Consider the following 21,462-nt stretch of genomic DNA (forward strand, 5'->3'; position numbering starts at 1 on the left):
CACAGGAGGATAAATATGAGTTCAATATTTTTAAGAAAGTTAAGTATAGAGAATTTTAAAGGGATAAGATCACTAGAAATAGATTTTTCAAAAGTAACTAATATCCAAGGAGAAAATGCATTAGGTAAAACAAGTATATTCGATGCTTTTAACTGGATTATGTTTGATAAGGATAGCAAGAATAGAACTACTTTTGATATAAAGCCACTGGATGAAAATAACACTGTAATAAGAGGATTAAATCCAACAGTAACAGCAGTTTTAGATATAGACGGAACAGAGATTAAGCTTACTAAGATATATAAAGAAAAGTGGACTAAGAAACGTGGAGAAGCTGAAAAAACATTTACTGGTAATGAAACTATATATGAAATAAACGATGTACCAGTTAAAAAGACAGAGTATCAAAATAAAATATCTGAAATAGCAGATGAAAAACAATTTAAGCTATTAACTAATCCATATTACTTTAGTGATTTACTTAATTGGAAAGATGCTAGACAACTTATATTAGAAGTTGCAGGGGATATAACAACAGACCAAGTTATAGATAGTAAAAATGAACTAGAGCCTTTAAGAGCAGAGTTAGCAAGCCAAGATATAGAAACGGTTATGAAAAGTAAAAAAGCTACTATAAAGAAGCTTGGAGATAGAAAGAAAGATATACCAGTAAGAATAAATGAGTGTGATAGAAGCATAGTTGATATAGATTTTAAGGCTATAAAAGTAGAAGTTGAAACTTTAAATACATCTTTAGAAAAGATAGAAGATGGACTTTTAGATAGCAGTAAAGCTAACGAGCAAATTTTAAAAGATAAAGAAACTATATTCTCTATGAAACAAAGAATACAAGAAATAAATCAACAAGCTATAAATAGAGGTGGAGCTAAGAAATTAGAGTTAATGGACCAGTTAAGAGTTGCTGAAAATGAAGTTAATGAATTTAGAATGAAACTTATAACTGTTGATAATGAAAAGAAATCTAAGGATTATCAAAAAGACACACTTGTCAACGAAATGAATAAATTAAGAGCTGAATTTGGTAATAAGAAAGAAGAAAACTTAGATACAAGCTCTATAGAAACTGAGTGCCCAACTTGTAAAAGAGCCTTTGAAACCAATGATATAGAAGCTAAGAGACAAGAACTATTAGAAAACTTTAATTTAAATAAATCTAAGGTCCTAAAAGATATACAAGCTAAAGGAATTGCAGCTAAAGAAAAAGTTGAAAAAATAACTTTAGAACTAGATGAATTAAGCAAACAATCAACTGAGTTACTTGGAATCATACAAGAAAAAAATATGAAAGTAGCACAGATAAAATCAGAAATAGAAAAGCTTAAAGTTGAAGCTGTTTACCTAGATACAGATAGTGAAACTTTAGAAAGAATCAATAAAGATATAGCAGAGTTAGAAGCTAAGATTTCAAACCCTAATGATACAAATGTTGAAGATCTTAGAGCTAAGAAAAGAGAAGTTATAAACCAAATAAATGAGTTAAATAAAACTCTAGCCAAGGAAGAATTAAACAAAGATTTAGAAGTTAGAAAACAAGAGTTATTAGACGAAGAAAAAGAGCTTGGAATTGAGATAGCTAAACAAGAAAAGATAGTTATGTTATGTGAGTTATTTATAAAAACAAGAGTTAATATGCTTGAGAGTAATATAAATAGCAAATTTAAAAATGTTAAGTTCAAGTTATTTAAAGAGCAGGTTAACGGTGGAATAGATGAAACTTGCGAAGCTTTAGTAAATGGAGTTCCATTCTCTAATGCAAATACTGCAGGTCAAATAAATGCAGGATTAGATATTATAGATACTTTAAGTAAACATTTTAATGTACAAGCTCCAATATTTATCGACAACAGAGAAAGCGTAAATAACCTTATAGAAATAGATAGTCAAATTATAAACCTTGTGGTTACTAAAGATAACCCATTAAAAATACAAAATTATTCAATAGAAGGAGTGATGTAATATGAATGAATTAGTAAGAGTTGATAATAAAGAAATATCAAAGTGTAGAGAAGCTCAAAAAGAATATGCATTAAAAAATGGAGCGCCATATTTCGCTCCTAGTGATGGAGTTTGTTGGAAGTGCAATAGAAATATATATCAAAATTATGAGATATGTGATTTTGATGGGATTTATATATACAAGCAAATATCAGATGGATATTCGTTGAATAGGGCTTCATCAGAACTTATAACAGGTTGCCCGCATTGTAGCAGAAGTTACTGCGATTAATTTAAAAAAACTAAGGAGGATTTAACATGTCAAATCAAATGCAAACACAAAACAATACAAAGGTAGCAGGTATAAAGCAACTTTTAGATAGGGATGTTTACAAGAAAAGAATAAATGAAATTATGGGTAAAAAAGCAGCACCATTTATGGCATCAATAGTTAATGTTTCAAATTTACCAAGTTTAAAAGACTCAGATCCAAACAGTATTATAAGTTCAGCTATAGTAGCAGCAACATTAGATTTACCTATAGACCAAAATCTAGGATTTGCATATATAGTTCCTTACAATACAAAAGAAGGTAAAAAAGCTCAATTCCAAATGGGATATAGAGGATATATACAGTTAGCTATGAGAACTGGACAGTACAAAACAATAAATGCAATAGAGATATATAAAGGCGAAATAAAGAGAGTAAACAGACTAACAGGCGAAATGGAATTTAATGATGATGAAGATTTAATAGATAGAGATACAATAGTTGGTTACATGGCTTATTTTAAACTACTTAACGGTTTTGAAAAAACATTATATATGACAAAAGAAGAAATGGAAAGACACGCTAAAAAGTATTCTCAAAGTTATAGTAGTCAGAAAAAATGGGTAGTTGATTCTAGTTTATGGAGTACTGACTTTGATGGAATGGCAATAAAAACAGTTATAAAAAGACTTTTAAGTAAGTACGGAATATTATCAGTGGAAATGCAAAATGCAATAACTAACGACCAAGCAGTTATGAATAATGAAGGTAATCCAGAGTATGTTGACAATGAAGTTAAAGAAGAAATAGCTCAAAATGCTAATAAGAAAACTATAGATATACCTCAAGAAAATGTAGTAGATACAACTTTTAAAGAAGTTGACAATGTAGAACAAAATACATTTGATGGACCTGGGTTTTAAACATGAAACTGAAAGTATTAGCGAGTGGAAGTAAAGGCAACTGCTACTTGCTACAACTAAAAGATGAAACTCTTATCCTGGAATGTGGAATAAGATTCAGAGAAATAGTAGAAGGATTAGACTTCGATTTAGAAAATGTAGTTGGTTGTTTAGTAACTCATGAACATAAGGATCACTCTAAAGCTATTAAATATTTAAATATGGATGGAATAGATGTATATGCAAGCAAAGGTACTTTTGAAAGTTTAGGAATAGAACATCATAGGGCCAAGGTTATAGAAAGTGAAAAGTTATTCAAAGTTGGAAACTTTACTATAATGCCTTTTGAAACTAAGCATGATGCAGAAGAACCACTTGGATTTTTAATAAATCATAAAGAAATAGGAAATCTACTTTTTATAACAGATAGTTATTACTGCGAATATAACTTTAACAACTTAAATCATATTTTAGTTGAATGTAATTATAGTAAAAATATACTAGATGAAAATATAGAGAATGGAGTTATTCCAGTATCTCTAAGAAATAGGATAGTTAAAAGTCACTTTGAACTAGAGAATGTAATTGAGTTTTTAAAATCAAATGATCTAAGCAAAGTAAAGAACCTACTATTAATACATTTAAGTTCATCTAATAGTGATTCAGACTATTTCATACAAGAGACAGCTAAGGCAACAGGACTAGCTATAGATGTGGCTAGAAAAGGACTAGAAATATATTTATAAGCAAAAGAAGAAGGTGAGATAAATGGCAAAATACAGAGCTGTACAAACCGAATTTTGGGAAGATCCTAGAGTTATAGAAGAAATGACACCAGAGGATAAATTGTTTTACCTATACTTATTAACTAATCCTAAAACAACACAAATAGGGATATATCAAATAACTAAAAAACAGATGGCATTTGAATTAGGATATTCATCGGAAAGTATAAATGCTCTCATGGATAGATTTGAAAATCATCACAGGATAATAAAGTATAACTTGGAAACTAGAGAAATATGCATATTAAACTGGGCCAAATACAACTTGGATAATCACAGTAAACCAGTACTTGATTGTATAGAATCTGAGTTGAAAAAAGTTAAGGATAAGAGTTTCATAATGTATATGTTATCAGGCATAACTAAAGAAAAAATAAGAAATTTATTCCTAGATGCTTATGAGTTATCCACAGGTGACACGACCCGTATAACGGACGGTGGGGAAAAAGAAAAACAAAAACAAAAAGAAAAACAAAAAGAAAAAGAAAAACAACAACAAGAAAAAGAAGAAGTAAAAAAAGTACTGACTGAGGTTGTAGATGAAATTAGTAAATACTTTCTATTAGAAGATGATGACGTAAAAAAAGTAGCTAATACATACTTAGCTACTGGCAAGGAAATAAACTATTTGATTGAAAAGCTTAAGTTAGTAAGTGAGACACCAGATGTTAAAAACGTTGTTGGTTACTTACTAAAAGCAATTCAAGAAGATTATAAACCTATTATTGGCAAAACTAATAATTTTATACCTAGTGTAAAGACTAGATTTCACAATATAAATCAGAGCTTTAAGAAGTATGCTCCGGAGCAATTAGAAAAGATATTACAGGAAAGTCAAAAAGGTAAATTTAATTAAGGAGGGTTAATCCCTCCTAGAAATAAGGGGATAAAGATATGAGTGAAGTTATAGATTTAAATTATATAAAAAAAGAGCAAGAGCGCTTTGCTAAGCATTTAGAAACTACAAAAGGTATAAAGTGTCAACAAGGTAATTTAAAAATATCAGAAGGGCAAATATTACATTTACAATCTGAGTTATTTGAGGTTTTGAATGAAACTAAAATACATAAAGAATATGACAATGATGTTGATAGAAATAAATTGTTAGAAGAGTTAAGTGATTGTTTAAGCTGCATAGGCAATATAGCTAATAGCATTGATATTGATTTAGTTATAAATACAGAAATAAGACAAGTATCGGACCTTATAAAGCAATTTAGAGAATTAATATATGATACTTCAAGACTAGATAAAGTACCTAAGATAGGAGTATCTAGAAGGAAGCTAAAAGAGATTATAGTTCCTAACTTTATAAATATGGTATATAGCTTAGGGTTTAACCTGGATGAACTTAAAGAAGCTTACTTTAGAAAAATGAAAAAGAATTATCTAAATCCTAAGTTTAAGTAAAAAAGGGTGGATTGAAATGTATAAAAAGAAATGTGAATATTGCGGAAAAGAATTCAACTCACAACAGCCTAATGCAAAATACTGCGGTAAGTATTGTGGAGGCAAAGCTAGAAATTTAAGAAAGATAATAAACAAGATGAAAAGGGGATAAGGTATGAAAACTAAAGAGGAGTTATTAGTGGAGGAAAATATTAAGTTAGTCCACTTTGCAATAAATAAAAAATACAAAAGAATAAATGAGAAAATTAAGTATTTAGGATTGTATGAAGATTTCTATCAAGAGGGATGCATTGGCCTGTTTAAAGCAGCAAAGGCATTCGATGAAAGTAAAGGATTTAAATTTACGACATTTGCTTTTTATTGGATAGATTTTCAGTTAAGACACTTTATAACTAGATATATTCCTAAACATTACAATGACAATTTAGTGTCTATAGATAAGAAAATAAACAAAGACGACAAGAGGGAAATAACTTTAAAAGATACTATTTATAGTTACGATGAATACAACGGATTATATAGTGATTTAAAGAAATTTGCTAAAACAACTAAGGTTAAAGATATAGATACAATAATTGATCTAAGCTTAGAAGGATTATCACAAAGAGAAATATCTATAGTAATAGGAATTAGTCAACCAGAAGTATCAAGAAGAATAAGAAGATTCAAATCTGAATTTGAAATATATTCATCACTTGGAGAATTGGTAAGAATAAATAAAGTAAGTTAAACGGAAGGGGATATATAAATGCAAATCAATAAAGAAGTCGAAAGAGCTAGTTGTAAACTTGTAGTTACATTAAATAACCTTATAGATTCATCATTTATAAGTACTCATAACAGAGTAGTAGAAAAGTTTGTAACTGATAACTACAACGTTATTATAAATGTACATGAAAAGAAGCGTAAGAAGAGATATGCAGACTTCAATACATTTGAAAGAGAAGAAGCATATCAAGAGGGTAAAGCGTATGGAGATTACCTTGTAAATAGATTTTATATTGAAAATTAAATTAATTAGGGGGAACTAAAGATGAAAATAAAATTACCGTTTGTTTTAAGAAAAACTCATGAAAGAGTAACTGGTGAATTAGTTAAAGATATTAAAGTTCAAGAATCTGCGAAAACTGCAGCTGATAAGAAAGTTAGAAATTTAAAGCTTAAGTTAGAAAGACATGATTACTTAGCGAGACTAAAAGAGAAAGAACAAGCAGAAGAGATTGAGGAGTTAAAATTGGAGCTAGAAAAAAGAGATAAGCAAATCAAAGAACTAAAATGGTGTATCCAGGAGAGAGATAAAGAACTGGATAATGTAAAAGCATTTAACATGGATCTGTATAAGAAAGTTGAAAGAGCTACTGAAATGCAAAGACAGGTTAAAGAGAAAATAGATATTGCATTTAATATAGATGTTATAGAAAAAGAAAGAACGGAGCATGGAGCTATAAGAACTATAACTGCTCATGATATTAAGAAGTTATTAAAGGGTGAAGATTTAGTTGAGATATACACTAAGTTAGCACTAATGGTGTAGGAGGAGATTAACAATGCAATACATCGTACTATCATATTTAAATTTATTTATAGCTACATTTAATTTTTTAGAAGAAGATATTAGCGTAGGACTGATAGGCGGATTTGGAGCTATAGTGTTTATGTTGATGGCTATTTATCAAAAGATAGAGCAAGATAGAAAATAGGAGGTTATTATGAAAGAAATTAAAATTAGGGCTTGGGATAAATTTAATAAAGTTATGGTTTATTCAGATAAAAATTATCCGCTGAGTGAATATAAAATAGAATTTGATTGGACTAATGAAAATAAGCTTTCACTGATGAAATTAATAGATGCTAGATACGTAGAGTTTAGAACTTTTGATGCAGATATTATGCAATCCACTGGATTAGAAGATAAAAACGGTAAAGAAATATATACAGGGGATATAATCAAAGTACTTAGAAAACATTGGAATAACTGCGGGAAAGAATACCTTGAAAAAATAACAGAAGAAATAGGAGAGGTTGTATTTTATAAAAATTGGGAGATATCATTAAAAACAAAAGAAAAAGAAGGGACTTTATATCAACCATTTTTATGGATGTTTGAAGATGAGGAAGATCATCAAATTGAGATAATAGGAAACATATATGAGAATAAAGACTTATTAAAATAAGCAGGAATACATATCATTATCAGTATATTTGTCTAAGTGTATTGATAATGATAACTAAATAATAATGAAGGATATTATGGAAAATATAAATAACTTTGGAATACGTAGAGGTTATACTGATATACGTTTTAGAAATAATGAAGAATGCAAAGGAATTCTTCATGAAGATTACAAACACTATTCGATTTTACATAGAGTATTAAATTTTATGAAAGATAGAGGATTTGAAATTGGAAGAGATCCAGAAATAGTAAAAAGGTATAAATCCATTAGCAAAGATTATTGGTATGGTAAGAAAGAAGATTTAGAGTTTAAAGCTCGTAGATATCCAGCGGGATTTGAAATAGAGTTTTTTCAAAATATAAACTTTGAAAATCGTAATGGTGGAGAATATGATTTCGATAAGTTTGAAAAGATGCCTTATTTAATTAAATTAATGTTTTTAAATGAAACAAAACATATAAGGGAATTCTTAATCAGCTTAGGAATTAAAGAAAAAACGGACGAAGATTATAAGTTAGCAGAAGATAATATAAAGAATCATTATGTTGAAAGTTGGCATCATGATCAAGAAGATATGAGATTTAAACTATCTGACTTAGATGGGCAAACTTGTGATGGCTATAGAAATAATATAGATAGAGATGGAGAAATAATATATAACGGCCAGATAAAGTATTTTAGAGATAGATGGAGTGGAAGACTTTGTAGAGGTAAAGTTTATAGAAATATAAATAATATGTGGTGGGTTATATTAAATAACACTGAATATACGAATGTTGCATCATTTGAATTATTCGATGTAAAACATGAAGATTTAAAAATAAGAAGGTTAAAAGAAGATAGAAAACCCAAATCCTTTTTAGATAAACAAGAGTTTATTAAGGGACTGACAAATAAAGAGCTAGAAAGAGAATTAAGGAAAAGGGGTTTGAAATAAATATCCTGGATCTTATGGTCCATGAAACTAAATTAAATATGAGGTGGAGTTTATGAGAAAAGAAAATGATAAAGATGCCCTATAAGAGCACCTTTGATCTAGTATACTAATCAGCAACCTTATTTAGCGGGATAAATATAAATAGAACCTCCGCCGACGATTACTATTCTAAACTCAGGTGTAATTTTAACTAAATTAAATTTTTCGGAGTCTGGTTGAAATCTAATAGACTGAACTAAAACCTGTTTTTCATCAAATATTTGAAGGTAAGCACCTTCAGTTTGAGAAACATTTTGGGCCATGTATTGATTGTCTTCTGAAAAATTTAAATCTGCAACTTTATATACACCCTCTTTAAATACGTTAAGAGCATGAGCAGTATTACTAGATACACTTAATAAAAAGCATGAAACTAGTAAAAGCGCAATTATTTTCTTTTTCATACTTAAACCACCTTTCTAGTATAGTTTAACTATTAAAAAGATAAATATTCGATAATAAAACTAGTAAAAATTGACGATAAACGTAAAAATTAAAGAACTTAGGAGTTTAATATGAAAGAAATATTAGTAGGATTTATAGGAATTGGATTACTACATATATGTTCTAAAAATGAAAAGCTATGATCATTAGCTTTTTATGGAACTAAAGCTATGCTGATATTAACAGCTGCATATTTGTTAGGATCAGTTATATTAGGAACTATATAAATTACTCTAAAACAATAAAAAAGCGAGATTTTACTTTCTCGCTTTAAACATTTGATTTCTTAAGTTAAGTGAAGTCTTGTAACCTGTTGAAAAAGCATCTATAGAACTGATTAAATCATTGGAATTTTTCGAATTAACATAGTCATCAGCTTTTATTACAGATAAGTTGTAAAAACTTAATATGCATTTCAAAGTTGCAGTAACATCACGTTGTTCTTTTGGAAGATTAGAAGCTTTTTTATTTAATTCAGATATTAAAGAGCCTAAAAATTTAATCTGTTTTTTTACTTCTCCTTGATTAAACTCTTCTGCAGAAATAGATTTTATTAATATATACATATTATTATCTAAATGATCTAGATTTTTAGTAATTTCATTACTATTTGAAGTTTGGGATGAAGTTTTAATAGCAGAAGAGGTATTTACACTACCTATAAAAATAAGGAGAGTTATAGAAAGTATAATGTTTAATTTCTTTAAGTACATGAACACACATCCTTTCTAAAATAGTATGTGCAAAAACTAATAAATTTTATAATAGCAAAGTTTAGCAAATGAGATAAATTTAAATAGGGAACAAACCATAAATATGTTTAGGAGATTAGATATGAAAGAAATATTAGTAAGATTTATAGGCATTGGATTACTGCATATTTATTAGGAGCAGTTATATTAAGGACTATATAATTTAAAAAGGCGGGATGTTATTTTCCCGCTCTGAAAACTATATTTCTTAGGTTAATTGAAGCTGTATATCCCATTGAAAAAGCATTTATAGAGCTAATTAAATCATCTGAATTTTTTGAGTCTATGTATTTATTAGCCTCTAATATAGATAATTTATAAAAACCTAATATGGCTTGTAAAGCTGAAGCTACATCATATTGCTCTTTTGGTAAATCAGAAGCTTTTTCAGTTAAATCATATATTAATGTTCTTACAAAACTAATTTGTTTTTTAGCAGCATTTACATCTAAGTTTTCTGAAGCTATAGATTTTATTAGTACATACATATTACTATCTAAAAAATCTAAATCTTTATCAATAGAGTTTATGAATGGATCAGATGGTGGAACATCAAGAGCGTAAATAGTATTTATACAACTTGACAAAATAAGTATTGATATAGAAAATATAACACTTAATTTCTTTAAATACATAGTGAACCTCCTTTTTAAGATTCATATTAGTAACTTAGTAACTATACAAAAACAAAAGCGAGAAATTAATTTCCCGCTTCACCTATAATTTCGCTTAAATTATTTGAAGAGCTAGAAGCTAGTGAAAATATATTAATAGCATCCATTAAATTGTCAGGATCTTTAGTTTCTAAATATGATTGTAATCTAATTAAAGATACTTTATAAAAGTTTAGTATAGACTCAACAGCTAATACTGCAGCATTGTCTTTTTGAGGAAGTTTTGAAGCTTTTATATTCAAATCCTCGATTAAAGTTTCTATAAATTTAATGCTTTTATTGATTTCGTTATCTTTATAATTTCCCATGATTATAGTTTTAATTAATAGGTACATACTGTCATCAATTATTTCTAAATCTTTAATATATTGATTATCAGATGTACTTGGAGGAACAAAACTAAGAGCATGAGTGGAATTAGCATTACTTGTAAAGATAATTAAAGTTAAAAGTATAATGATACTAAACTTTTTTAACAATATAATCACACATCCTTTCTTATATAGTATGTGTATATATAACGAAACTATATTGTAGAAAATATTAGCAAATAAATTAATAAAGCGTGATTTTATTTTTTCGCTCCACCTATAATTTTACTTAGTTTATTGGAAGAACCATAAGTTGAAGAAATTAAAGTAAATGAATCAGATAAATTATCGGGATCTTTAGTTTCTAAATATGGCTTTATTCTTATTAAAGCTATTTTGTAACAATTTAATATAGATTTAATAGATATAACAGCAATTAAAGCTATGAATAGAATAGAACTAAACTTCTTTAATAGCATAATCACACATCCTTTTTTAAGTAGTATGTGTAGAACTAAACAAATTATAGGTTTGGAAAATTTTAAAAAAATTTAATGATTTTAGGAGATTGATATGAAAGTTAATTTTACGATAGATGGTGAGCCAGTTGGAAAAGCTAGACCACGTATGAACACTAAAACTGGAAGAGCTTATACTCCAGAAAAAACAAGAATGTATGAAGATTACATTAAATTACTTTATGGTTGTGAGATTAAACATTACTTTGAGGGAAATGTAAAGCTTGTAGTAAATGCATATTACAGCATTGCTAAAAGCGATTCTAAGAAGGTTAAGGAAAAGAAGTTAAACAATATACTAAGACCATCTAAGAAACCAGATATAGATAATGTATATAAGATTATAGCGGATAGCTTAAATGATATTGCATATAAAGATGATACTCAGATCATAGAGGGGTCATTTGCAAAATATTATAGTGATAGACCTCGTGTTGAGGTTACAATAGAAGATTTAGCTTAATATAGAGGGGGAATTATTATGGATAAAAAAGAATTATTTAAAAAAGTTGAAGGAAAACTACACAATTATAAATATTTAGAAATGCAAATAAATAACATAGAGTTAGATATAAAGAAAGAGAAAATGGAATACAGAGGTTGTGGAGCTATAAGTTACGATGAAAGAACAGGAGTAACTTATAACATATCAAGAACAGTAGAAAATGAGGTTATAGCAAAAGAAAAAAGAATATCTAAGTTGATGCAAAATAAATTAGAAAAAGAGATAGAAAAACAGAAAATAGAAAATGCATTGAGCTGTTTAGATGCAAATGAAACTAACTTCTTTGAACTATTTTATAATAGTAAATCTAAAAACAATATGAAATATATAAGCATGAAGCTACATATGGACCGTAGTCATTGTTATACAGTAAGGGAAAGATTAGTATATAAAATTATGGGAATGTTATATCCAACATATGAAGATTTACCATTATTTAACTAAACCAACACTTTAACTACACTTTAACTACAAAGTGAAGATTTTTTAGGGGTTTAAAGGTGATATTATATTAATATAGACAACTTAGGACAACCTAAGTTAGCTACTCCCTAATAAACCCCTTTTTATATATAATGACCAGGGTAACCCCTTTGCCCTGGTAACGTGCAAGTAAGAGTATTTGTTGGTGCAACTCCAACAACTTGCTAAATTAGGACTACGAAAAGAGAAACTCTGTAGAGGTAGGGAGTATAAACTAAAAAATACGTATGCTCGTTTTTAACTAATGAAAAGCCTAGAAGCCAACTAGGCTTTTTTATTTTGTATAAAAGGTGATTATATGTAAAAATATGGTATACTTAAATATATTAACGATTTTTATGGAGGAAGAAATGAAGAATACTTTTTATGAACATCATGTAAAGAATATTAATAAATCTGAAATAATAGAAAATGGGACTATATTTTTGGATACAAATGCACTATTAAACTTATATAGGTTAAGTAATCAAAATAGAGAAAAATTATTTGAAATATTAGTAAATGTAAAAGATAGATTATATTTGTCTAATCAAGTGGGTAAAGAATTTTATAAAAACAGAAAAAAAGTTATGTATATGAAGTCTAATTTAAAGCCTGGATTAACAGGAGAATTATCTAATGATATAGATGGAATAATTAATAAATTTAAAAATTTAAATTTTACGAGTAAATATAAAGATGCATGTAATTTAGTAAAACATGAACAAAAGTTAAAAGATATAATTATAAATAATTTGATGGAAATGAAAAAGAGTGTAATTAAAAATATAGATGAATATGAAACTTCATCAAATTATGATATATTTCAAGATGAAGATGAAATACTTAGTAAAGTAGTTGAGTTATTTGAAGGAAAAGTAATTAAAAATATGAGTGAAGAAGAGTTAAATAAAATATATGAAGAAGGTAAGAAAAGATATTCTAAAAATATACCTCCAGGTTATGAAGATGCTAAAAATAAGCCTGAGCCGGAATGTTATGGAGATCTAGTTATATGGAAAGAACTAATAAATTTTGCTAAAGAAAAAAATACAGATATTTTATTTGTCTCAGATGATAGAAAAGAGGACTGGTGTGAATTAATATCAAAATTTGGGCAAGATAGTAATAGAAAAGGGAATAAAATTGATATTGGAACTAGAACTGATCTGATAAAAGAATTTAAAGAAAAAACAAGCAAATTATTCTATTCAATAACAACCGAAGAATTTATACGAGAAATTTCAAAGCTTTGTAAAATAGATAATACTAAAGAATTAGAGGAAGAATCTGAGGTTATAAGAGAAGAATTAGAGCTAGATAAAATAAATAATCAAGAAATAATATATAGTTGCAATATAAATAGTGACAAAATTGAATTGAGACAGTGTAATGATGAAGATAAAACAAAATTAGAAGAAAGTAATTATTACAAATGGTTTGGAAGTGAGAATCATAATCCATTTGAAATGCAAATGCAAATTGCAGAATCTATAGGAAAACGAAATGAGTTTATAGAAAAGCTTGAAAAACGAAATGAGTTTATAGAAAAGCTTGAAAAACAAAATGAGTTTATAGAAAAGCTTGAAAAACAAAATGAGTTTATGAAAAAGTTTGAAAAACAAAATGAGTTTATAAAAAATATAGAAAAGCATTTTAAAAAATAGAAATTAATAATTGATTTTGGTATGAAATCAAAGTAAAAAAGGAACTTATCTTATATAAGTTCCTTTTTTACTTTGATTGAATAGTCGGCAAAAGATGAAATAATTAATAGATTTATATAACTATTTTAAGAAATTTATTCTAAATTAATAAGAATACAAATTGATTAAACAGAAAAATAAAGAAAAAGTTCCCTCAAAGTGGTATTATATACTTTGAAGGAGATGATAAAATGAGAGTTAAAAAAGAGAATATGAATAGTGAAGAAAAAAAGATATGTGATACGATAAAAGGTATACTAGAGGAAAACATGTATAACTATTGCCAAGTTGATATAGATAAACACAAGAAACAAATAATAGAAGAAATTGAATTTTCAAAAGTAAATACTTATTATAGTAAAAATATAATGAGTAATCAACAATTTATAGTAGAAGGAGAATTAAGGACACAAACTTTGGATGAATTAGTAAACTATATAAAAGATAGATATATATATGAAGATGCATTGATGCAGCTAGTCAATGAAAGTAAACTTATTCCTATCCTATGTCAAAGACCTGGGTCTTGCTTCAGTAATGGGGCAGATATAGAGTTAGACTTTAAATATGGCAATGCAAGTAGTTCTTATATATATATCTATTTAGATTTATTAGTATTTACAGGATTTAGAGTTTCTAAAGCCAAATAAAATAAAAAAGCAATGGTTAGTGCCATTGCTTTTTTATTTTTTAAAACGACGAATAAGCGAGGTGGTGATATGGCTCGTGTAAGAAGCCCGAATAGAGATAGAGCATATGAGATATATAAAGAGCACAATGGAAATATTACAAATAGAGAAATTGCAAATACTTTAGATATATCTGAAAAAACTATATCTGGATGGAAAGCTAAAGACAAATGGGTTGAAAAGTTAAATGGAGTACTCCAAAAAGAAATACAGAGTACTCCGAAAGAAAAACGTACCAAAGGTGGTCAGATAGGAAATAAAAATGCCTCTGGACCTCCTGGTAATAAACATGCAGTTAAGACAGGTGAGTTTGAAAGTATATTCTTTGACACATTAGAAGAAGAGGAGCTTAATCTAATAAGTAATATAGAAATAGAAAAAAAGAAACTACTAGAGCAAGAGATCCAGCTTCTAACAGTTAGAGAAAGAAGAATGTTAAAAAGAATAGAACTTTTAAAAGAAAAGGAAATGACGTTAGTTTCAACTAAAAGTGGTGTTGAAAAAGGCATGGACACAGAACTTAATGAATATGAAGCTACTTTAGGACAAATACAAAGTATAGAAGATGCCTTAACTAGAGTTCAAGATAAAAAGCAAAAGGCTATAGATTCTCTACATAAGTTTGAAATAGATGAACATAAACTAGAGCTTACAGTTATGAAGCTTGAACTTGAAATAATGAAGCAAGGTGGACAAGAAGATGAGGTTGAAGATGATGGATTTATAGGTGCTTTAGAAGCTCAAGTAGGTGATGCTTGGGATGATTAAGGATAGAATAAATAAACTTAAAGAAAAAGTAGCTAAAATGAAATCGTGTAGAGGTGTTAACACTATAAAAAAAGCTACTATAAAATTCAGCCCATTTTCTAAGAAGCAAAAGAAAGTTTTAACATGGTGGCTTCCAAATAGTCCAGTAAGCAATAAAGATGGAATTATAGCAGATGGAGCTATTAGAAGTGGTAAGACAATATCTATGTCACTATCATATGTAGTTTGGGCCATGAGTAGCTTTAATGGTCAAAGTTTTGGTATGTGTGGTAAGACTATTGGATCATTTAGACGTAATGTTCTGTTTTGGTTAAAATTAATGCTTAAAGCTAGAAAATATAAAGTTGAAGATAAAAGAGCAGACAATCTTATGGTAGTTAGTAAAGGAGAAGTTACTAACTATTTTTATATTTTTGGAGGAAAAGATGAACGGTCACAGGACCTTATACAAGGTATAACATTAGCAGGATGTTTCTTTGATGAGGTTGCTTTAATGCCCGAGTCATTTGTTAACCAGGCTACAGGTCGTTGCTCTGTTGATGGTTCTAAGTTTTGGTTTAACTGTAACCCAGATGGACCTTATCATTGGTTTAAAACTAATTGGATAGATAAACAGGAAGAAAAGAATATACTTTATTTGCATTTCACAATGGATGATAATCTTTCATTATCAGAAAAAATTAAAAAGAGATATGCAGGTATGTATTCCGGTATATTCTATCAAAGATATATTTTAGGATTATGGGTAGTAGCAGAAGGTATTATATACTCTATGTTTGATAAAGAGAAGCATGTTGTTAAAGCTTCTGATTACAAATATAAAGAGTATTATGTATCGTGTGACTATGGTACTCAGAACCCTACATCTTTTGGATTATGGGGGAAAACTTTTGATAATAAGCATGTAATGATTAAAGAATATTATTACTCTGGAAGAGATACAGGAATTCAAAAAACAGATGTAGAGTATTCTAATGATCTTAAAGAATTTGTTAATGGATGCAAAATAAGGTTTGTAATAGTAGACCCTTCTGCAGCTTCTTTTATAGCTCAATTAAAGAAAGACAAGTTTAAAGTTAAACAAGCTAAAAATGCAGTATTAGATGGAATAAGACTAGTAGCTAGTTTATTAACTGAAACTAAAATACTATTTGATGAAAGCTGTAAAGATACTTTCAAAGAGTTTAGTTCTTACATTTGGGATGAGGAAGCTTGTAAAAAAGGTGATGATAAAGCTGTTAAAGATCATGACCACTCGATAAACATAACTGTCGAGTATAAATCGGAGTATTAAGCGGGAAGGCTGTAATGCTAATCCGAACCGAAGGCTAAATTTAAAAGTTTAGTCAGGGGCAGAGACTAGGTAATGAAACTCTTGTGAGAATATAATTTACCCACGAGACTCCGAAGTTTACGTTGATTCTAATGGATACGATAAGATATATTTGTTATAATATAAGTATACATATTTTAGGGGGTATGCTTATGAAAACAATAATATTGGATGGTATGAAATTTACTGCAACTGGTGGGAAAAAATATCATTATAATTCGGGAATAAGAAAACATCTGCACCAATATATATGGGAAAAGACTAATGGGCCTATACCAAAAGGACATGAAATACATCATATAGATTTAGATGCGAATAATAATGATATATCTAATTTGCAACTGTTAACAATTGCTGAACATAAAAAAATTCATAAAGAATTATCTTGGAATGAAGAACGTAGAGAATGGGCCAGAAATAACTTAATCGAAAATGCAAGACCCAAGGCTAGTGAATGGCATGGAAGCGATGAAGGCAAGGAATGGCATAGAAAGCACTACGAGAAATATAAAGATAAAATACAACAAAAACAAAAATATATATGTGAGTGTTGTGGGAATGAATTTGAAGCTATAAAAAAGCCTAACAATAGATTTTGCTCTAATAATTGCAAAAGTAAATGGCGAAGAAATTCAGGAATTGATAATGTTGAAAGAGAGTGTGAATATTGTAAAAATATATTTATAGTTAATAAATATAGTAAAGCTAAAACATGTTCTTTATCATGCGCAAACAAGAAAAAATGGGAAAAACGTAAACTAAAAGATAGTCCGAACTTACAGGAATAATAACTGTAAGAAGTAGAGGATAAAGAGCCTTTACGATAACAAATTGGGACCAAATTAGATATTACTGTAATACAATAGTTGCTAATAAGGTAGGTATGTCAGTATTTAAGTAAGGAGGTGAGCATATGAAACTAGAGAAAATAAAAAAAATAATAGCTAATGATAAAAATAGGGTAGAAAAAATATTATCTGAAAAGAAATACTATAAAGTTGAAAATGATATTCTTGATACTGGCGTAAGGCCAAAGGATGCAGGTAACGACCCGTTAAGAAATGCAGATAACAGGATAGCTCACAACTTTCATCAACTACTAGTAGACGAGAAAGCTTCTTACATGTTTACTTATCCTGTTATCTTTGATGTAGAAAATGATAAAGATATAAACGCTAAAGTAAATAAAACATTAGGTGATGATTTCAATAGAAAATCTAAAAACTTATGCATAGAAGCTTCTAATACAGGAAGTTCGTGGCTTCATTATTGGATAAGCAATTCTAGTGAATTAAAAAAAGAATTCAAGTATGAGTTAGTAAACACAGAAGAGATTATTCCTATATATGATAATGGATTAGAAAGAACTCTTGAGGCTGTTATTAGATACTATGCAGTATTGGAAGATGTTGAAGATAAGATAGAGAACCAGAAGTTTTACTATATAGAGTATTGGACAAAAGACACTATGGAAAGATGGAAGTTTAAAGACTCTTATGCAGGTGATGAAGTAATTGAAGAACCTAAAAGTATTAAGCATCCTTTTGGAAGTGTTCCGTTTATAGAGTTTGCTAATAACTTACTAAAAACAAGTGATCTATCTAAGTATAAAGCATTGATTGACTTATACGATAAAGTTAAAAGTGGATTTGCAAATGACTTAGAAGATATTCAGCAGATTATATATATCCTTGAAAATTACGGAGGAGAGAATTTAGGAGAATTCCTCGGAGATTTAAAAAGATATAAAGCTGTAAAAACTGAGAATGATGGTTCTGGTGGAGGCGGTGGAGTTAAGACTCTTCAAATAGAAATACCTGTTGAAGCTAGAAAAGTTATCTTAGAAATGTTAAAAAAACAGATATATGAAAGTGGTCAAGGACTTCAACAAGATGTAGAATCTGTAGGTAATGCATCGGGTGTTGCTCTTAAGTTTTTCTACAGAAAGTTAGAGTTAAAGTCTGGACTATTGGAAACCGAATTTAAATCTTCTTATAATAAATTAGTAAAAGCAATATTGAAATTCTTATCCATAGATGAAAATAAAAATATAAGTCAAACATGGACTAGAAATATGATAAGTAACGATTTAGAAAATGCTCAAATAGCTCAGATTAGTAAAGGTGTTATACCTGATGAATTAATTTGGAGGAATCACCCTTGGGCTGATAATCCAGAGGAAGTTGAAAAGATGTTTAAAAAGCAAAATAAGCGTATGATTGATGATTATTCAGATTTAGGAAACGATGATGAATAGTAAAGAGTATTGGCTTAAAAGAGAGCAACAAAAGCTAGATGAGCAAATGAAGGATGTTAAAAAGCTAGAAGGAAAACTTAATAGAGAATTTGCAAAAGCTTCTAAAGAAATAGAAAAGGAGATAAATACTTTATTTCAAAGATATGCAAAGGATAATAAATTAAGTTATGTAGAAGCAGAAAAGTACTTAACATCAAAAGAGTTTAGAGAATGGAAGTATGACTTAAAAGAATATATAAGCCTTATAGAGTCCACTGGTGATGAAAAGTTATTGATAGAACTTAATACATTAGCTATGAAATCAAGGATTAGTAGACTAGAAGAAATTAAGTATCAAATCGATAAACATATCAACAATACTTATTCAGAAGTTTATACAGGGACTACAGAACTTTTAAAGGCTAGTGTGAAAGATAGTTATTACAAAACTATATATGATGTTCAAAAATATGTAGGAGGAGCTTCTTTTGCTAAGGTTGATGAAAAGTTAATAAAAGAAATACTTAGTTATCCATGGAGTGGTAAAAATTACTCACAAAGGATATGGGGAACTAATAGAGATAGGTTAAAAGATATACTTGAAACTGAAATGACACAAATGATAACTAGAGGAGAGTCTTCAAGGACTGTAGCTAAAAGAGTAAGTGAGGTTATGGATGTTGGTTATGAAAGAGCTATCTCACTTATTAATACAGAGCATAGTTATGTTATGTCAGAATCTACGGCAATAGCCTTTAAAGAAAGTGGAGTTGAAAAGTATGAGTTTTTAGCTACTTTAGATACTAGAACATCTAAAACATGCCAAAGCTTAGATGGTAAAGTATTTAAGTTATCTGAACGTCAAGTGGGAGTTAATGCAAGTCCTATGCATACAAGGTGTAGAAGTACAGAAATACCCTACATTGAAGGTGATAGCTTAACTACGAGATTTGCTAGAAATAAAAATGGCAAAGGAATAGAAGTTCCTAGCAATATGAAATATGATGAATGGTATAAAAAATATGTGGAAGCTTAAGAGCTTCTTTTTTTATGAGGTGATACTATGGAAAAGTTAAGCACTATTCAAAAAAGAGAAAAATTAAATGATGTATATGCAATGGGTGGAAAAGGTCCTGGAGGTGCTAATCACAGATATGTAATTTGTAAGCATGGAGAAACTAACTGGACTTGTGGTAATAATTCTATCGGAGTATATGATGATATAAGATTTCAAAATGGTCCTAGATCAGATGAAGACTCAATACATGGAGTATGCGACCAAGATTTATTAGAAATTGTAAAACACAGACTGCAATGCTTCCAAAATGGTCCATTTGCTACTGAATATAATTCAAAAGCATTGGAACACTTAGAAGTAGCGCTAATGTATCTAAATAGAAGAGTTGAAGATAGAATAGAGCGTAATGTTCTTGGAACATACAATAAATAATTATTAACTGGATTAGATTTTATCTAATCTTTTTTTATGCTCATATACCAAGTGTATAAGGAGAATGTCGGACTTAGCAATGCTATAACCGACTTTTTTAATGTCTTTTTAGTTTTATTGATAGACGTAAAAGAACAATGAAACTACCTAAAAATTCGAGAGGTAAACTCGTAAAAAACGTAAATTTAGGAGGTAAAGATGAAAAGAAGTTTTTTAAAAGAATTAGGTCTTGAGAGTGAAGTTATAGATAAGATAATGACTGAGAATGGCAAAGACATAGAAAAATATAAAACTGAGTTAGAAGATTACGTTGAAGAAGTTAGAGACTTAAAAGCTGGTAAAGTAGATGTCTCAAAGGAGATAGAAAAAGCTATAAAGGAAAAAGAAGAAGAATACAAGGAACGCTTTGAGAAAGCTGAGAAGTATGATTCTGTATTTGAAGAGCTAGAAACTCTAAAGAAAGATAATGCTGCTAAGGAATATGCTAAAAAAGTAGAAAAATTCTTTGAAGAAAATAATATAGACTTTACAAGCTCTATTGCTAAAGAAGCTATACTTAATAAGTTTAAAGAAAAAGACTTTAAGTTAAATGAAGATAAGTTTGGAGAAGATGTATCTAAATTCATGAAAGAATTGCAAGAAAGTAATAAAGATGCTTTTAAAGAGTTAGAGAAAGAAAATTCTAATAAGAACCAAACATATAAATACACTCCAAAGGGAGCGAATACAAACCCAGGAGAGGTTGAAAGTTTAGGAGCAAGATTAGCTAAACAATCAATAGAATCAAATGGAAGTAACCATAATTATTTCGGAGGTGGCCAATAATGGGAAAAATAACAGTTACTCAATACACAAATAGTAAAGAAATATTAAAGTACGATCACTTCGTATCAGAAAAAGTTATATTAACTCAAGCTAATGCAACTACTTCGGGATCTAAGAAGATAGTAAAGGCAGGAACTATATTGCCTGCTAACGATGCTACAGCAAAAGGTGTTGTTCTTTATGATGTAGACGTTACGAATGGTGATGAAACGGGAGCATTAGTTATACATGGATTTATAGATAAATCTAAAATACCAACTCAACCGGAATCAGCAGCTATAACAGCTTTACCAATGATAAAATTTATATAAT

At 28.7% G+C, this 21,462-nt stretch carries 30 protein-coding genes; 25 read left to right on the top strand and 5 right to left on the bottom strand.

Going from position 1 to position 21,462, the window contains the following annotated elements; translation table 11 throughout:
• Positions 1 to 15 precede the first annotated feature (15 nt).
• From KXZ80_RS07450 to KXZ80_RS07505, 13 genes are all read left to right on the top strand, one after another.
• The gene (locus tag KXZ80_RS07450) at positions 16 to 1,977 is read left to right on the top strand and encodes an AAA family ATPase (protein ID WP_021432850.1); all 1,962 of its coding nucleotides are present in this window, start codon (positions 16 to 18) and stop codon (positions 1,975 to 1,977) included.
• A gap of 1 nt (position 1,978) precedes the next feature.
• Positions 1,979 to 2,248 (top strand): hypothetical protein, encoded by a 270-nt coding sequence (locus tag KXZ80_RS07455; RefSeq protein WP_021432851.1) that lies wholly within the window; start codon positions 1,979 to 1,981, stop codon positions 2,246 to 2,248.
• A gap of 26 nt (positions 2,249 to 2,274) precedes the next feature.
• Positions 2,275 to 3,150 (top strand): recombinase RecT, encoded by an 876-nt coding sequence (locus tag KXZ80_RS07460; protein ID WP_021432852.1) that lies wholly within the window; start codon positions 2,275 to 2,277, stop codon positions 3,148 to 3,150.
• A gap of 2 nt (positions 3,151 to 3,152) precedes the next feature.
• Positions 3,153 to 3,875 (top strand): MBL fold metallo-hydrolase, encoded by a 723-nt coding sequence (locus KXZ80_RS07465; RefSeq protein ID WP_021432853.1) that lies wholly within the window; start codon positions 3,153 to 3,155, stop codon positions 3,873 to 3,875.
• 22 nt (positions 3,876 to 3,897) lie between these two features.
• Positions 3,898 to 4,770 carry a hypothetical protein gene (locus tag KXZ80_RS07470; protein WP_021432854.1) on the top strand — a complete coding sequence of 291 codons (873 nt, stop codon included), beginning with the start codon at positions 3,898 to 3,900 and terminating at the stop codon, positions 4,768 to 4,770.
• A gap of 38 nt (positions 4,771 to 4,808) precedes the next feature.
• On the top strand, positions 4,809 to 5,324 hold the full coding sequence (locus KXZ80_RS07475) for a dUTP diphosphatase (RefSeq protein ID WP_021432855.1): 516 nt from the start codon (positions 4,809 to 4,811) through the stop codon (positions 5,322 to 5,324).
• 16 nt (positions 5,325 to 5,340) lie between these two features.
• On the top strand, positions 5,341 to 5,475 hold the full coding sequence (locus tag KXZ80_RS17755; protein ID WP_021429033.1) for a hypothetical protein: 135 nt from the start codon (positions 5,341 to 5,343) through the stop codon (positions 5,473 to 5,475).
• 3 nt (positions 5,476 to 5,478) lie between these two features.
• A complete protein-coding gene (locus KXZ80_RS07480) occupies positions 5,479 to 6,054 on the top strand; it encodes a sigma-70 family RNA polymerase sigma factor (RefSeq protein WP_021432856.1) in 576 nt (191 codons plus the stop codon).
• Between the two features lie 18 nt (positions 6,055 to 6,072).
• On the top strand, positions 6,073 to 6,336 hold the full coding sequence (locus KXZ80_RS07485) for a hypothetical protein (protein ID WP_021432857.1): 264 nt from the start codon (positions 6,073 to 6,075) through the stop codon (positions 6,334 to 6,336).
• Between the two features lie 21 nt (positions 6,337 to 6,357).
• Positions 6,358 to 6,858, top strand: a complete 501-nt coding sequence (locus KXZ80_RS07490; RefSeq protein WP_021432858.1) for a hypothetical protein — start codon at positions 6,358 to 6,360, stop codon at positions 6,856 to 6,858.
• Between the two features lie 13 nt (positions 6,859 to 6,871).
• Positions 6,872 to 7,024 (top strand): hypothetical protein, encoded by a 153-nt coding sequence (locus KXZ80_RS07495; RefSeq protein ID WP_021432859.1) that lies wholly within the window; start codon positions 6,872 to 6,874, stop codon positions 7,022 to 7,024.
• 9 nt (positions 7,025 to 7,033) lie between these two features.
• Positions 7,034 to 7,498: a YopX family protein gene (locus KXZ80_RS07500; protein WP_021432860.1), complete on the top strand. Its 465-nt coding sequence runs from the start codon at positions 7,034 to 7,036 to the stop codon at positions 7,496 to 7,498.
• Between the two features lie 76 nt (positions 7,499 to 7,574).
• The gene (locus KXZ80_RS07505) at positions 7,575 to 8,438 is read left to right on the top strand and encodes a hypothetical protein (protein WP_021432861.1); all 864 of its coding nucleotides are present in this window, start codon (positions 7,575 to 7,577) and stop codon (positions 8,436 to 8,438) included.
• A 119-nt stretch (positions 8,439 to 8,557) separates the two neighbouring features.
• On the opposite strand, the gene KXZ80_RS07510 is transcribed toward KXZ80_RS07505, so the two are convergent.
• From KXZ80_RS07510 to KXZ80_RS07530, 5 genes are all read right to left on the bottom strand, one after another.
• The gene (locus KXZ80_RS07510) at positions 8,558 to 8,881 is read right to left on the bottom strand and encodes a hypothetical protein (protein ID WP_021432862.1); all 324 of its coding nucleotides are present in this window, start codon (positions 8,879 to 8,881) and stop codon (positions 8,558 to 8,560) included.
• A gap of 297 nt (positions 8,882 to 9,178) precedes the next feature.
• Positions 9,179 to 9,634 carry a hypothetical protein gene (locus KXZ80_RS07515; RefSeq protein ID WP_021432863.1) on the bottom strand — a complete coding sequence of 152 codons (456 nt, stop codon included), beginning with the start codon at positions 9,632 to 9,634 and terminating at the stop codon, positions 9,179 to 9,181.
• Between the two features lie 218 nt (positions 9,635 to 9,852).
• Positions 9,853 to 10,308, bottom strand: coding sequence for a hypothetical protein (locus KXZ80_RS07520; protein WP_021432864.1), 456 nt, complete (start codon positions 10,306 to 10,308; stop codon positions 9,853 to 9,855).
• Between the two features lie 65 nt (positions 10,309 to 10,373).
• A complete protein-coding gene (locus KXZ80_RS07525; RefSeq protein ID WP_021432865.1) occupies positions 10,374 to 10,826 on the bottom strand; it encodes a hypothetical protein in 453 nt (150 codons plus the stop codon).
• Positions 10,827 to 10,918: 92 nt separating this feature from the next.
• Entirely contained in the window at positions 10,919 to 11,137 is a 219-nt protein-coding gene (locus tag KXZ80_RS07530) for a hypothetical protein (RefSeq protein ID WP_021432866.1), read from the bottom strand.
• 94 nt (positions 11,138 to 11,231) lie between these two features.
• Between KXZ80_RS07530 and KXZ80_RS07535 the strand changes: the two genes are divergently transcribed.
• The 12 genes from KXZ80_RS07535 (at position 11,232) to KXZ80_RS07590 (ending at position 21,461) form a co-directional block, all read left to right on the top strand.
• Positions 11,232 to 11,639 (top strand): RusA family crossover junction endodeoxyribonuclease, encoded by a 408-nt coding sequence (locus KXZ80_RS07535; protein WP_021432867.1) that lies wholly within the window; start codon positions 11,232 to 11,234, stop codon positions 11,637 to 11,639.
• 18 nt (positions 11,640 to 11,657) lie between these two features.
• Positions 11,658 to 12,125 (top strand): sigma factor, encoded by a 468-nt coding sequence (locus KXZ80_RS07540; RefSeq protein WP_021432868.1) that lies wholly within the window; start codon positions 11,658 to 11,660, stop codon positions 12,123 to 12,125.
• A gap of 389 nt (positions 12,126 to 12,514) precedes the next feature.
• Positions 12,515 to 13,810: a PIN domain-containing protein gene (locus KXZ80_RS07545; RefSeq protein WP_021432869.1), complete on the top strand. Its 1,296-nt coding sequence runs from the start codon at positions 12,515 to 12,517 to the stop codon at positions 13,808 to 13,810.
• Between the two features lie 230 nt (positions 13,811 to 14,040).
• Positions 14,041 to 14,499, top strand: coding sequence for a hypothetical protein (locus KXZ80_RS07550; protein WP_021432870.1), 459 nt, complete (start codon positions 14,041 to 14,043; stop codon positions 14,497 to 14,499).
• A gap of 69 nt (positions 14,500 to 14,568) precedes the next feature.
• Positions 14,569 to 15,306, top strand: a complete 738-nt coding sequence (terS, locus tag KXZ80_RS07555) for a phage terminase small subunit (protein WP_021432871.1) — start codon at positions 14,569 to 14,571, stop codon at positions 15,304 to 15,306.
• On the top strand, positions 15,299 to 16,600 hold the full coding sequence (locus tag KXZ80_RS07560; protein WP_021432872.1) for a PBSX family phage terminase large subunit: 1,302 nt from the start codon (positions 15,299 to 15,301) through the stop codon (positions 16,598 to 16,600). The genes terS and KXZ80_RS07560 overlap by 8 nt, the downstream gene beginning before the upstream one ends.
• 191 nt (positions 16,601 to 16,791) lie before the next feature.
• Positions 16,792 to 17,427: an HNH endonuclease signature motif containing protein gene (locus KXZ80_RS07565; RefSeq protein ID WP_021432873.1), complete on the top strand. Its 636-nt coding sequence runs from the start codon at positions 16,792 to 16,794 to the stop codon at positions 17,425 to 17,427.
• 125 nt (positions 17,428 to 17,552) lie between these two features.
• Entirely contained in the window at positions 17,553 to 18,896 is a 1,344-nt protein-coding gene (locus tag KXZ80_RS07570) for a phage portal protein (RefSeq protein WP_021432874.1), read from the top strand.
• Complete coding sequence (locus KXZ80_RS07575; RefSeq protein WP_021432875.1) at positions 18,889 to 19,911, top strand: minor capsid protein; 1,023 nt, start codon at positions 18,889 to 18,891, stop codon at positions 19,909 to 19,911. The genes KXZ80_RS07570 and KXZ80_RS07575 overlap by 8 nt, the downstream gene beginning before the upstream one ends.
• A 27-nt stretch (positions 19,912 to 19,938) precedes the next feature.
• Positions 19,939 to 20,325: a hypothetical protein gene (locus KXZ80_RS07580; protein WP_021432876.1), complete on the top strand. Its 387-nt coding sequence runs from the start codon at positions 19,939 to 19,941 to the stop codon at positions 20,323 to 20,325.
• A gap of 198 nt (positions 20,326 to 20,523) precedes the next feature.
• The gene (locus KXZ80_RS07585; RefSeq protein ID WP_021432877.1) at positions 20,524 to 21,150 is read left to right on the top strand and encodes a phage scaffolding protein; all 627 of its coding nucleotides are present in this window, start codon (positions 20,524 to 20,526) and stop codon (positions 21,148 to 21,150) included.
• A complete protein-coding gene (locus tag KXZ80_RS07590; protein WP_021432878.1) occupies positions 21,150 to 21,461 on the top strand; it encodes a hypothetical protein in 312 nt (103 codons plus the stop codon). Before KXZ80_RS07585 ends, KXZ80_RS07590 begins: the two co-directional genes overlap by 1 nt.
• The last annotated feature ends 1 nt before the right edge of the window (position 21,462 follow it).

This window comes from Paraclostridium bifermentans (assembly GCF_019916025.1).
Lineage (GTDB): Bacteria > Bacillota > Clostridia > Peptostreptococcales > Peptostreptococcaceae > Paraclostridium > Paraclostridium bifermentans.

Bases quoted from the DNA above. Each gene is read 5' to 3' on its own strand.
- KXZ80_RS07565 (WP_021432873.1), top strand. From the start codon at position 16,792: ATGAAAACAATAATATTGGATGGTATGAAATTTACTGCAACTGGTGGG.
- KXZ80_RS07470 (WP_021432854.1), top strand. From the start codon at position 3,898: ATGGCAAAATACAGAGCTGTACAAACCGAATTTTGGGAAGATCCTAGA.
- KXZ80_RS07510 (WP_021432862.1), bottom strand. From the start codon at position 8,881: ATGAAAAAGAAAATAATTGCGCTTTTACTAGTTTCATGCTTTTTATTA.
- terS (WP_021432871.1), top strand. From the start codon at position 14,569: ATGGCTCGTGTAAGAAGCCCGAATAGAGATAGAGCATATGAGATATAT.
- KXZ80_RS07550 (WP_021432870.1), top strand. From the start codon at position 14,041: ATGAGAGTTAAAAAAGAGAATATGAATAGTGAAGAAAAAAAGATATGT.
- KXZ80_RS17755 (WP_021429033.1), top strand. From the start codon at position 5,341: ATGTATAAAAAGAAATGTGAATATTGCGGAAAAGAATTCAACTCACAA.
- KXZ80_RS07580 (WP_021432876.1), top strand. From the start codon at position 19,939: ATGGAAAAGTTAAGCACTATTCAAAAAAGAGAAAAATTAAATGATGTA.
- KXZ80_RS07545 (WP_021432869.1), top strand. From the start codon at position 12,515: ATGAAGAATACTTTTTATGAACATCATGTAAAGAATATTAATAAATCT.
- KXZ80_RS07495 (WP_021432859.1), top strand. From the start codon at position 6,872: ATGCAATACATCGTACTATCATATTTAAATTTATTTATAGCTACATTT.
- KXZ80_RS07480 (WP_021432856.1), top strand. From the start codon at position 5,479: ATGAAAACTAAAGAGGAGTTATTAGTGGAGGAAAATATTAAGTTAGTC.
- KXZ80_RS07560 (WP_021432872.1), top strand. From the start codon at position 15,299: ATGATTAAGGATAGAATAAATAAACTTAAAGAAAAAGTAGCTAAAATG.
- KXZ80_RS07455 (WP_021432851.1), top strand. From the start codon at position 1,979: ATGAATGAATTAGTAAGAGTTGATAATAAAGAAATATCAAAGTGTAGA.
- KXZ80_RS07450 (WP_021432850.1), top strand. From the start codon at position 16: ATGAGTTCAATATTTTTAAGAAAGTTAAGTATAGAGAATTTTAAAGGG.
- KXZ80_RS07515 (WP_021432863.1), bottom strand. From the start codon at position 9,634: ATGTACTTAAAGAAATTAAACATTATACTTTCTATAACTCTCCTTATT.
- KXZ80_RS07570 (WP_021432874.1), top strand. From the start codon at position 17,553: ATGAAACTAGAGAAAATAAAAAAAATAATAGCTAATGATAAAAATAGG.
- KXZ80_RS07575 (WP_021432875.1), top strand. From the start codon at position 18,889: ATGAATAGTAAAGAGTATTGGCTTAAAAGAGAGCAACAAAAGCTAGAT.
- KXZ80_RS07590 (WP_021432878.1), top strand. From the start codon at position 21,150: ATGGGAAAAATAACAGTTACTCAATACACAAATAGTAAAGAAATATTA.
- KXZ80_RS07505 (WP_021432861.1), top strand. From the start codon at position 7,575: ATGGAAAATATAAATAACTTTGGAATACGTAGAGGTTATACTGATATA.
- KXZ80_RS07465 (WP_021432853.1), top strand. From the start codon at position 3,153: ATGAAACTGAAAGTATTAGCGAGTGGAAGTAAAGGCAACTGCTACTTG.
- KXZ80_RS07585 (WP_021432877.1), top strand. From the start codon at position 20,524: ATGAAAAGAAGTTTTTTAAAAGAATTAGGTCTTGAGAGTGAAGTTATA.
- KXZ80_RS07520 (WP_021432864.1), bottom strand. From the start codon at position 10,308: ATGTATTTAAAGAAATTAAGTGTTATATTTTCTATATCAATACTTATT.
- KXZ80_RS07535 (WP_021432867.1), top strand. From the start codon at position 11,232: ATGAAAGTTAATTTTACGATAGATGGTGAGCCAGTTGGAAAAGCTAGA.
- KXZ80_RS07490 (WP_021432858.1), top strand. From the start codon at position 6,358: ATGAAAATAAAATTACCGTTTGTTTTAAGAAAAACTCATGAAAGAGTA.
- KXZ80_RS07540 (WP_021432868.1), top strand. From the start codon at position 11,658: ATGGATAAAAAAGAATTATTTAAAAAAGTTGAAGGAAAACTACACAAT.
- KXZ80_RS07485 (WP_021432857.1), top strand. From the start codon at position 6,073: ATGCAAATCAATAAAGAAGTCGAAAGAGCTAGTTGTAAACTTGTAGTT.
- KXZ80_RS07500 (WP_021432860.1), top strand. From the start codon at position 7,034: ATGAAAGAAATTAAAATTAGGGCTTGGGATAAATTTAATAAAGTTATG.
- KXZ80_RS07530 (WP_021432866.1), bottom strand. From the start codon at position 11,137: ATGCTATTAAAGAAGTTTAGTTCTATTCTATTCATAGCTTTAATTGCT.
- KXZ80_RS07475 (WP_021432855.1), top strand. From the start codon at position 4,809: ATGAGTGAAGTTATAGATTTAAATTATATAAAAAAAGAGCAAGAGCGC.
- KXZ80_RS07460 (WP_021432852.1), top strand. From the start codon at position 2,275: ATGTCAAATCAAATGCAAACACAAAACAATACAAAGGTAGCAGGTATA.